The 9,813-nt window shown below is 73.0% G+C and carries 12 protein-coding genes; 2 read left to right on the top strand and 10 right to left on the bottom strand.

Going from position 1 to position 9,813, the window contains the following annotated elements; translation table 11 throughout:
• Window positions 1-68 precede the first annotated feature (68 nt).
• Window positions 69-437 carry a nuclear transport factor 2 family protein gene (locus J0670_RS19255; protein ID WP_207812865.1) on the bottom strand — a complete coding sequence of 123 codons (369 nt, stop codon included), beginning with the start codon at window positions 435-437 and terminating at the stop codon, window positions 69-71.
• 71 nt (window positions 438-508) lie between these two features.
• Here J0670_RS19255 and J0670_RS19250 point away from each other — a divergent pair, with 71 nt between their 5' ends.
• Complete coding sequence (locus tag J0670_RS19250; RefSeq protein ID WP_207812864.1) at window positions 509-1,387, top strand: LysR family transcriptional regulator; 879 nt, start codon at window positions 509-511, stop codon at window positions 1,385-1,387.
• Here the strand turns inward: J0670_RS19250 and J0670_RS19245 are convergent.
• The 4 genes from J0670_RS19245 to J0670_RS19230 all read right to left on the bottom strand — a co-directional run bounded on the left by J0670_RS19245 (window position 1,384) and on the right by J0670_RS19230 (window position 4,392).
• Window positions 1,384-2,460 (bottom strand): hypothetical protein, encoded by a 1,077-nt coding sequence (locus J0670_RS19245; protein WP_207812863.1) that lies wholly within the window; start codon window positions 2,458-2,460, stop codon window positions 1,384-1,386. The genes J0670_RS19250 and J0670_RS19245 overlap by 4 nt on opposite strands.
• Window positions 2,461-2,664: 204 nt before the next feature.
• Window positions 2,665-3,138: an N-acetyltransferase gene (locus J0670_RS19240; protein ID WP_207812862.1), complete on the bottom strand. Its 474-nt coding sequence runs from the start codon at window positions 3,136-3,138 to the stop codon at window positions 2,665-2,667.
• A gap of 189 nt (window positions 3,139-3,327) precedes the next feature.
• On the bottom strand, window positions 3,328-3,615 hold the full coding sequence (locus J0670_RS19235; RefSeq protein WP_207812861.1) for a hypothetical protein: 288 nt from the start codon (window positions 3,613-3,615) through the stop codon (window positions 3,328-3,330).
• A 189-nt stretch (window positions 3,616-3,804) separates the two neighbouring features.
• Complete coding sequence (locus J0670_RS19230; protein ID WP_207812860.1) at window positions 3,805-4,392, bottom strand: TIGR03086 family metal-binding protein; 588 nt, start codon at window positions 4,390-4,392, stop codon at window positions 3,805-3,807.
• Between the two features lie 65 nt (window positions 4,393-4,457).
• On the opposite strand from J0670_RS19230, the gene J0670_RS19225 reads away from it, so the two are divergent.
• A complete protein-coding gene (locus tag J0670_RS19225) occupies window positions 4,458-5,252 on the top strand; it encodes a helix-turn-helix domain-containing protein (RefSeq protein WP_207812859.1) in 795 nt (264 codons plus the stop codon).
• Here the strand turns inward: J0670_RS19225 and J0670_RS19220 are convergent.
• From J0670_RS19220 to J0670_RS19200, 5 genes are all read right to left on the bottom strand, one after another.
• Entirely contained in the window at window positions 5,249-5,590 is a 342-nt protein-coding gene (locus J0670_RS19220; RefSeq protein WP_207812858.1) for a deoxyxylulose-5-phosphate synthase, read from the bottom strand. The two genes, J0670_RS19225 and J0670_RS19220, sit on opposite strands and share 4 nt — an antisense overlap.
• 73 nt (window positions 5,591-5,663) lie before the next feature.
• Window positions 5,664-6,722 carry an iron-siderophore ABC transporter substrate-binding protein gene (locus tag J0670_RS19215; protein WP_207812857.1) on the bottom strand — a complete coding sequence of 353 codons (1,059 nt, stop codon included), beginning with the start codon at window positions 6,720-6,722 and terminating at the stop codon, window positions 5,664-5,666.
• Window positions 6,723-6,815: 93 nt separating this feature from the next.
• Window positions 6,816-7,679 carry an ABC transporter ATP-binding protein gene (locus J0670_RS19210; RefSeq protein WP_207812856.1) on the bottom strand — a complete coding sequence of 288 codons (864 nt, stop codon included), beginning with the start codon at window positions 7,677-7,679 and terminating at the stop codon, window positions 6,816-6,818.
• Window positions 7,679-8,725, bottom strand: coding sequence for an iron chelate uptake ABC transporter family permease subunit (locus J0670_RS19205; RefSeq protein ID WP_207812855.1), 1,047 nt, complete (start codon window positions 8,723-8,725; stop codon window positions 7,679-7,681). Before J0670_RS19205 ends, J0670_RS19210 begins: the two co-directional genes overlap by 1 nt.
• The gene (locus J0670_RS19200; RefSeq protein WP_207812854.1) at window positions 8,722-9,765 is read right to left on the bottom strand and encodes an iron ABC transporter permease; all 1,044 of its coding nucleotides are present in this window, start codon (window positions 9,763-9,765) and stop codon (window positions 8,722-8,724) included. Before J0670_RS19200 ends, J0670_RS19205 begins: the two co-directional genes overlap by 4 nt.
• Between the last annotated feature and the right edge of the window lie 48 nt (window positions 9,766-9,813).

Genomic DNA, 9,813 nt, shown 5'->3' with positions numbered 1-9,813 from the left:
CTGACCGGGACAACAGAAGAGGGCCGTCACCGCCCTCCGGCGATCACGGCCCTCCTGTTCCGTCCTGCTCAGCCCTGCTTCTCGAACCCCGCCAGCAGCCCGCGCGGGTCGAACGTCACGCGAATCCGGGCGATCTTCCCGCCCTCCACGTGCATCCAGTTCGCCGTCGGCGCCGGCGGCGCAACGCTCGTGCACAGGTCGAACCAGGTGATCACCTCATCGCCCTCGGCCACCCGCACCTTCACGTCGATCTTCTCCAGCACCTGCCCGAGCCCCTTCAGCCCGGCCAGCGCCTCCTCCACCCCCGACGCCGTCCCCAGCGCCCCCACGAAGTCGACATCCTCGGCCAGCAGCCCCCGCATGGTCTCGAACTCGCCCGCCTCCCAAGCGGTGAAGTACGTCTCGGCAAGCTCACGCGCAGTCTTCGTCGTCGTCATGCCTCCATGCTCCCGACCGCCCCATCCATCCGTCCAACAGATAGATCCGATGCCAGTTATCATCCTCAGTTATGGAGATGCATCAGCTGCGCTACTTCGCCGCCGTCGTCGACGAGGGCACCTTCACCGCCGCCGCCCATCGCCTGCATGTCAGCCAGTCCGGTATCAGTACCCAAGTGGCGAAGCTGGAGCGCGAGTTGGGGCAGCAGCTCCTCGACCGATCCGGCCGCCAGGTCCGGCTCACCCCCGTCGGCGAGGCGGTCCTCCCGCTCGCCAAGAACGCCCTGGCCACCCTCGACGCCATCCAGTACACGGCCGCCGAGTTCGCCGAGGCCGTCCGTGGCCGGGTCCGGCTCGGCATGATCATGGGTTGCACGATCCCGCCCTTCCTGGACACCGTCGCCGACCTCGGCCGTACGCACCCCGGCATCGAACTCGGCCTGCACGAGGGGCATTCCGACGATCTTCAGTCCCAGGTCCTCGCGGGTGGGCTCGACCTGGCCCTGATCGGCTACGCGGGCGAGGTCTCCCCGGGCCTGGAGGTGGGCGTCGTCGTCGACGAGCCGATTGCCGCCGTCGTCCCGCCCGGGCACCCCCTCGACCGAGACCGGAAGAAGCTCCAACTCTCCGACCTCCACGGCGAGAAGATCCTCTGCCTCTCCCCGGGCACCGGCATCCGCGCCGCCTACGAGGACTCCTGCCACCGCCTCGGCCGCGACCCGCGCGTGGACATCGAGGCCAGCTCGCCGGTGGCCCTGCTCCGCCTCGCCGAACGCGGCGCGGGCGTGGCTGTCCTCAGTGCCTCCTCCGCGCAGGGCGCCGGCTTGCGGGCCGTCCCGCTCGCCGACGCCGCCACGCACGCCCGGCTCGGACTCGTCGCCCGCCGCGACCAGCAGTCCCCGGCCGTACGGCTCCTGCGCGCCAAGCTCCTCGCCGCGTTGCAGGACTAGTTGATCCGCTTCGCGACCACTGCGTTGTCGGGGAAGGCCGTGCTCCGGGCGCCGTTCCAGCGCACGTTGAGGCTCCACGAGTTGTTCGACGGGTTGACTGCGGGTGTCGAGGAGGACGGTGCGAGCATGCCGGCCGGGTGGCGCCACCCGTTGAACGTCCGCCCGCCGTCGGACGACTGGGTCTCCCAGACGTAGCCGTCGTTCCCGATACAGGAGAGCAGGACGCGCTGCTGTTCGGCGTATCCCGGCTGGCCCGGCCCGACCACGGTGCTCTGGTTCCCCAGGCGCGCTGCGCCTACCCCGGAGATGCATTCGGCTCCGCCGTCCACCTCGTGGAGGTCCAGGATCGTGTATTCCGGGGTCAGGGTCATGTTCCAGACGTGGTGGTCGGTTCCCGTGAAGTAGGTCTGGTTCACTGCCCGGTAGTACGCGTCGCCGTAAATGGCGATCTGGCTGTTTCCTTCGATGTCCGTGGCGTTTGTGCCGAGGAGTGCATAGGGTTCAATCGCCCAGTGATCGTTCGGTGAGATCTGGCCGTTTCGGTCCCATAGAGACATGGTGTTGATTTGCCGATTGGCGTTCGCTACCTCGATACTCAGCGCCCCCGCGCTTGGAATCACGGTGACCATGGGGCTGCCGAGTGCTCGCGCTCCGGAGGGGAGGCGGGTCCAGGAAGTCCAGAAGTTCGCCGAGCCGCTGTTCACCTGGCTGTACCAGATCTCCCCGTCCAGGCCCCTGATGACGGCCATCGCGCGGCCCGGGGGGAATTCGACGATGCGCGGCGGTGAGCTGGTGCGGCTCTCGTTGAACCCGCCGAGGGGATTCCACCTGCCGCCGTTGTAGCGGAACCAGATGTTGTGGTCCGTGCCCTCGGTGACGTCGTAGGTCGCGCCGTTGATCGTGACGGAGTAGACGCCCGACAGGACCCGTGCCTGGTTGGCGTCGAAGCTGCTCCATTCCGTTTCGGCGGCGTGTGCGGGGCTCTGCGCGCCGGCCAGCACCAGCACGCTCCCGATCAGCGTGGCGACGACCGCGCGCCAACCACGGGTCACATGTTTGCGACGGATTGCCATGAGAGTCCCTCCGAGTCAGCTCTGCTCGATGGAAGTGTCCGGCGGAGACGGCCTCCCGGGTTTGTCGTGGCTGCACAGGAAGCTGACCATCAGCGCACTCCTGCACGGCGCGCGACTTCGAGAGGGCTCGGCTACGTCGACCTCGGCGCGGTCACCGCAGCAGCCCTCGTCACCTGGCTCCGCACATGATCGACCGGACGGAACTCAGCTGACCGGAAGCGCCACCACGATCTCCTCGTCCTCGAAGTCCCCGGTCGGCTGGAAGCCGAACGAGGTGTAGAGGCGGCCGGCGGACGTATTGTCCGGGTGGTACGAGAGACGGATCTCCCGGCACTCCGGCAGCGCCGACAGGCGCTCGATCACGGCACCCAGGGTGGCACGGCCCACACCCTTGCCCTGTTCGGCCGCGCTCACCACCATGCCGCCGATCCAGTGGGTGCCGTCCTCGTCGTCGTACGCCCACATGACGTGGCCCACGACGTCGTCACCGGCGCGGACGCCGAGGGACGTCCACACCTCGCCGCGCTGGGAGAGCAGGAGGTAGCGCGCCGCGAGCGCGGCCACGTACCGGCGCTGCTCGTCGGCGGGCGCCACGTCGGCGACATCGCGCCAGTTGTCCTCCGTGATGTCCTCAAGCGTCACGGCCCGGCCCTGGCGGTCGGTGAACTGCTGCGTCATGCGTTCCCCACATCTGTGCTGGTCAGAGGGGGTGAGCGTAGCCAGTCACACAGGCGCCCGGGTAGCGGTTTTCCGGTGTCTACCGGGGCCAGCGGCTTCACCATCGCCGTCCTGTAGCGCACCGCACCACCGAACGGCCGCCGCCCGATTCCGGAGTCCCCGGGATCGGGCGGCGGCCGTCCTGCGCATTCACCCGGCGGCGGGCTGTGCGGCGGGAGCGGGTGCGGGAGCCGCAGCGGGCTGTGCGGCGGGCTGGGCAGGGACCGCGGGCTGAGTGGCGGGGGCCACGCCGACCTGGGTGATGGCGGGCGCGGGGATCGCCGGGAGAGCTGTGGAGGGAGCCGCGCCGGCCGTGCCGACGGCGGCGCCGGTGAGGACGGCCGCCACCAGCGCGGCGGTCCCCGCCGCGGAGGCGAGGCGGCTCCGGCCGGTCGCGGCCGACGGACGGTCCAACGGGCGGTGAGGCGTTCGGTTCACTTCACACCAGTCCAATCGGGCAGGTCCATGGGGCACCGCACAACGGCCGTGTGGTGCACCGGGGTTCGTGGGGCGGGATGGACACTACCCAGGGCCGGAACGGTTGAACACGGAGAATCATGGCCATGTCATGAACTTGGCTGGAATCATTCATGGCGGCCAGTCAAGTCGTAGAGATAGAGGGCCAGATCACCGACTCCGCGGATCACGCCCGGACGCGGCCAGTGCGCGCTCCCACGCCGAGGCGCCGTCCGGCAGTGCCACCGGCTCGGCGAAGCCCCCGTACTGGCGGAACAGTTCGGCGTTCTCCGCCACGATCTCCCCGGTCAGCAGGGCGAGTTCCTCGTCGACCTCGATCCGCCCGCCGGTCGCCCGTGCGACGTCCCAGCCGTGCAGCAGCAGCTCCAGGACCAGCATCCGGGCGATCCCCACCGCCGGGAACGGCGAACCGCCCAGGTCGACGTCCCCCTCCCAGGCCGCCGGGTCCTCCCAGGCCGCGACGGCCTTCTCCAACTGCGCCGCGTACGCCTCGCGCCAGTCGGCGTCCGCCGTGAAGTCCCGCGCGATCAGCTCCTCGGGGAGGTCGACCCGCCGCGCCCGGTGCTCCAGGCCGTGCGAGGTGTAGAGCACCCAGTGGTTGATCAGCGCCCGGGCGTCGAACTCCGGGCAGGGCGTCGGCCCGTCCAGCGGCAGGTCGGCCGGGACGGCGGCCGCGACGCCGGAGGCGACGGAGGCGGCGCGGGCCAGGAGGGGGTGCATCGGGTGGTGAGCGTTCATGCCCCGATCCTGCGCCCGGCCCCGCCACCCGGTCTTGAAGAAACGCGACGGCTAGCCTGGCCGACATGGCCTCCCAGCACCCTCCCGACCTCGGCCGCGGCGTGCTCCACCCCGCCCGGGCGGCCGAGCTGATCAGCGTGGAGCGGCTCGGGCCCGCCCCCGACGTGGCACGGTTCGTCGAGTACTACTGGCTGGTCCGCTGGGACCTCACCGGCCACGCCCCGTACGAACAGAAGGTGCTCGCCCACCCCAACGTCCACCTGGTCTTCGAGGCCCCGCGCGCCCGGGTGTACGGGGTGGACCGCTCGCTCTTCGTCCGCCGCCTGGAGGGCGCCGGGCACGTGCTGGGCGTGCGGTTCCGCCCCGGCGCCTTCCGGCCCTTCGCCGGACACCCGGTGAACGACCTCGCCGACCGGTCCGTCCCGGCCGCCGAGTACTTCGGGCCCGAGGCGGACCGGCTCAACGAGGAGCTGCTGAGGAGCGAGCCGGAGGCCGGGCGCGTCGACGCCTTCCTCCGCCCCCGCCTCCCCGCGCCCGACCCCGTCGTCGAGGAGGTCGCCGCCATGGTGGACCGGATCACCGGCTCGCCGGACCTGTGCCGGGTGGACGAACTGGCCCGCGAACTCGGCCTGACCGTCCGCCGCCTCCAACGCCTGTTCGCCGAGTACGTCGGCGCCTCCCCGAAGTGGGTGCTGCGCCGCGCCCGCCTCCACGAGGCCGCCGAACGGGCCCGTACGGACGGAGAGTTGGACCTGGCCGGGCTCGCCGCCGAACTCGGCTACGCCGACCAGGCCCACCTCACCCGCGACTTCACCGCCGCCGTCGGCACCTCCCCGGCCCGCTACGCCGGAGCCGACTAGCGCTGCGGCCGGGGAAGTTCGTGGCGCACCAGCGCACGCGCGAACGGCTCGCCGGTCGACCGCGCGTAGGCCATCCGCTCGCGCACCTCGCCGAGCGTGCGCGGGCGGTAGCCGGGGCCGCCGCAGCAGCTCTTGTGGAAGCGCACCCCGGCGTTCAGCAGCACCGACAGCGCCCGCCAGGCGGCCGCGTCCCGCCTTCGCGGCGCCGCGAAGGCGGACCCCACGTGGATCAACGGCCCGGCGCAGCGCGGGCAGAGCCGTTCGTGGTCGCCGACGTAGGGCTGCTTGTATGAGGCCCGGCAGGGCAGGCAGACGTAGGAGGTCTTCGCGTGGGCCATGCCGGCCAGCGTAGGTCTCGCCCGGGCCGGACTCGACCGGATTTCCGCGACGCTCGACGAGGCGCCCGGCGGCCTACGCCCCCAGGAAGCGCTGCAACTCGTCCAGCATGTAGTTGGCGCCGGTGTACCCGATCCCCTGGAACCACAGCTGGTCGTCCACCGGGAACGCCCGGTGCGCCTTCACCGCCCCGAGCGCCTGCCAACCCGGGCTCGCCAGCGTCGCGTTGGTGCCCGCCCGGTCCGGGTCGCCGTACGTGGAGTACAGCAGGAGGTCGCCGTCCGCCTTGGCGAGCTGGTCCGGCGGCAGCTCGAAGTCCGACTGGTCGACGTTCTGCGCGTCCGGCCGCCCCACCTGGGCGTCGGCGAGCACCGTCCCCGGGAAGCTCTGCCGCCCGAACAGCCGGATCCCGCCGCCCTCCACGAACCGCACCAGGCTCACCTTGTGCCCCGACAGCTTCGCCGCCGCCAGCGCCTGCACCACCTGCCCGGCGTGCTTCTGGTACGAGGCGACGAACGCCGCCGCGGCCGCCACCCGGCCGAGTGCCTGGGCGTGCAGCTGGAAGTCGGCCTTCCACGGCGCCCCGGCGGTCTGGGTGAGTACCGTCGGCGCGAGCTCGCTCAGCTGCGAGAAGCGGTCGCCGTCGCGCGTCTGGTTGGAGAGGATCAGGTCCGGTCGCAGCAGCCGTACGGCCTCCAGGTCCGGCGTGCCGGCCGGGCCGACGAGCCGGATGCCCGCCGTGCGCGAGGCCGGCCAGTAGTCGGGGAAGCGGCTGTCGGCGGCCGGGAGGGCGGCACCGACCGGGGTGATGCCCAGGGTCAGCGCGGAGTCGAGCACATCGGTGTCCAGCACGACCACCCGCATCGGCTCGCCCGGCACCACCACCGGCCCGGTCGCGGCGTTCACCGTGACCGGCGGCGCCGGGGTGGGGGAGGGGCCGAAGCCCTCCTCGGGCGGCGGCTGGGCCGACTGCCGGGGCGTGCACGCCGTGAGCGCGGCCCCGCCGAGACCGGTGAGGAACGCGCGGCGGGCGATCCGGGGCGTCGGACGGTCCTGTACCGGCGGATCCTGCGTCGGACGGTCCTGCACGGGACCGTCCTGCACCGGACGGTCCTGCATCGGCGAGTCCTGCATCGGCGGGTCCTCGGGAGGCTCGGCAAAGGGCGGGGGCGCGTCGATTATGTCCGAAATCGCACCTAAAGTGCCGTTAAGCGTCCACACGCGCCGTTAGGCGTCCGCCGACTCCACCGGCTCCGCCGGCTCCACCGCCGCCGCCCACGGGGCGCCCGGAACGACCAACGGCGTGCCCGTCACCGGATCCGGCACCACCACCGACTCCAGCCCGAACACCTCCCGCACCAGCTCCGCCGTCACCACGTCGCCGGGCGCGCCCTGCGCGACCACCCGGCCGTCCCGCATCGCCACCAGGTGGTCGGCGTACCGGGCCGCCTGGTTGAGGTCGTGCAGCACGGCGACGACCGTCCGGCCGCGCTCCACGTTCAGCCGGCGCACCAGGTCCAGCACCTCCACCTGGTGCGCGATGTCCAGGTAGGTCGTCGGCTCGTCCAGCAGCAGGATGTCGGTGCCCTGGGCGAGCGCCATCGCGATCCAGGCGCGCTGGCGCTGCCCGCCCGACAGCTCGTCCATGCTGCGCTCGGCCAGCTCCGCCGTCGAGGTGCGCTCCAGCGCCTCCGCGACCGCCGCCTCGTCCTCCGGTGACCACTGCTGCCACCAGCTCTGGTGCGGCTGGCGGCCGCGCGACACCAGGTCCGCCACCGAGATGCCCTCCGGGGCGGTCGGCGACTGCGGCAGCAGGCCGAGCCGCTGGGCGATCCGCTTGGTCGGGATCCGGGCCAGCTCCTCGCCGTCCAGCAGCACCGCGCCCCGTACGGGCTTCAGCAGCCGGCCGAGCGCCCGCAGCAGCGTCGACTTGCCGCAGGCGTTCGGGCCGACGATCACCGTCACCCGGCCGTCCGGGATGCGGACGTCCAGCCCCTCGACGACCGTGCGCGCCTCGTAGGCCAGGGTGAGGCCCCGGGCCTCCAGCCGGGGTGCGGGCGGCCGGGGTGCGGGCGGCCGGTGTGCGGACATCAGGAACCTCCACGGCGGGATCGGATGAGCAGCCACATCAGGTACGGCGCGCCGACCATGCCGGTCACCACGCCCACCGGCAGCTCGGTCGGGGCGAGCAGGCGCCGGGCGATCAGATCGGCGAGGACCACCACCAGCGCGCCGGTCAGCGCCGAGCACAGCAGCGGGACCTGCGCCGAACGGGCCAGCCGCAGCGCGATCTGCGGGGCCATCAGCGCCACGAAGTCCACCGGCCCGGCGGCGCCCGCCGCGCAGGAGGCCAGCACGATGCCCAGCAGCGCCATGACCAGGCGGATCCGGTCCAGCCGCAGCCCGAGGCCGACGGCCGTCGCGTCGTCGAAGGAGATCGACCGCTGGGCGCGCGCCGCCCACAGCGCCACCGGCAGGGCCGCCAGCAGCACCCAGGCCAGCCGGCCGGCCTGGTCGAAACCGGCGCCGTTCAGGCTGCCGGTCATCCAGACCTTGGCGGCCTGCGCCTGGAAACCGTCGCCCTTGGTGAGGAAGACGGAGGTCAGGGAGGACAGGGCGACGCTGATGCCGATGCCGATCAGCACGAAGCGCTGCGCGTGCAGGCCGCGCCGCCAGGCCAGCGCGTACACCAGCAGCCCGGCCGCCAGCCCGCCGCCGACCGCCGCGTACGGGGCCTCACCGGTCGAGCCGACCACCCCGTACGCCATCAGCCCGACCACGGTCGCGGTCGCGCCCCAGGTCACACCCACCACGTCCGGGCTGGCCAGCGGATTGCGGGCCACGGTCTGGATCAGCGCCCCGGCCAGCCCGAGCGCCGCGCCGACCAGCAGCCCGACCACCACCCGGGGCAGCCGGAACTCCCCGACCACCAGCTCGTCCGGGCTCGGCTGCCCCAGCACCACCTTGACGACCTCGCCCGGCGAGACCGTGGACTCGCCGAGGCAGAGGGAGGCCACCACCGTCGCCGCGAGCGCCACCAGCAGCCCGACGGCGGCGAGGGCCGAACGCCGGTGCAGCAGGAACGACGCCCGCCCGGCCCGCACCACGGAGTACCCGCGCAGGGACACCGAACTCACGCGGCGACCACCTTCCTGCGCCGTACCAGCGCCACCAGCACCGGGACGCCCACCAGGGCCGTCATCACGCCCGCCGGGACCTCGGAGGGCGGGAACAGCACCCGGCCGAGGGTGTCCGCGAGCAGCAGCAGGGCGGGGCCGAGGACGGCGGAGAAGGCGAGGACCCAGCGGTGGTCGGCGCCGGCGACGGCGCGGGCGGCGTGCGGGACGGCGAGGCCGATGAAGGCGAGCGGGCCGGCGGCGGCGACGGCCGAGCCGGTCAGCACGGTGGCGCCGAGCGCGCCGACCGCGCGGACCAGGCCGGTCCTGGCGCCCAGGCCCTTCGCGGTCTCCTCGCCGAGCGCCAGCGCGTCCAGCCCCCGGGCCACCGCGACCACCAGCAGCGTGCCGACCGCGAGGAACGGCAGCAGCTGCCAGGCGACGTCCGCCGTGCGCCCGGAGAGCGAGCCGACGTGCCAGAAGCGGAACTGGTCCATGGTGGCCGCGTCGGTGGTCAGCACCAGGGTGTTGAGCGAGGCGATGAACGCGGACATCGCCGAGCCGGCCAGCGCCAGCTTGATCGGGGTCGCCCCGCCCCGGCCGCGCCCGGCGAGGCCGTAGACCAGCACGGTGGCGACCACCGCGCCCGCGAAACCGAACCAGACGTACCCGGTGAGGGTGGAGACCCCGAAGCCGGAGATCGCGACCACCACGCCCGCCGCCGCGCCCTGCGAGACGCCGAGGATGCCCGGGTCGGCGATCGGGTTGCGGGTCAGGCCCTGCATCACGGCCCCGGCCAGGCCGAGCGCCGCGCCGACGGCCAGCCCGACGACCGTCCGGGGCAGCCGCAGCTCGCGGATCACCACCGCGTTCGCGGAGTCGCCGCCGTGCAGCAGCGCGTCGACGGTCTCGGAGAGCGGGACGGTACGGCTGCCCACCGCCAGGCTCAGCAGCACCGCGACGGCCAGCACGGCCAGCGCGGCGGCGAGCCACAGTATTCGGCCGCGCGGCGTACGGCGGGGTGCGCGCCGCGCGCCGGGCGGTGCGGGTGTGTCGGTCATGAGCCCTCTCCGCAGACAACTCAGGTAAACCTAAGTTCCGCCTCGAAG

Origin of the sequence: Streptomyces sp. FH025 (assembly GCF_017427025.1) — a bacterium.
Taxonomy (GTDB): Bacteria; Actinomycetota; Actinomycetes; order Streptomycetales; family Streptomycetaceae; genus Kitasatospora.
The sequence above is the reverse complement of the archived record's forward strand: the minus strand, read 5'-3'. Positions and strand labels throughout refer to the sequence as shown.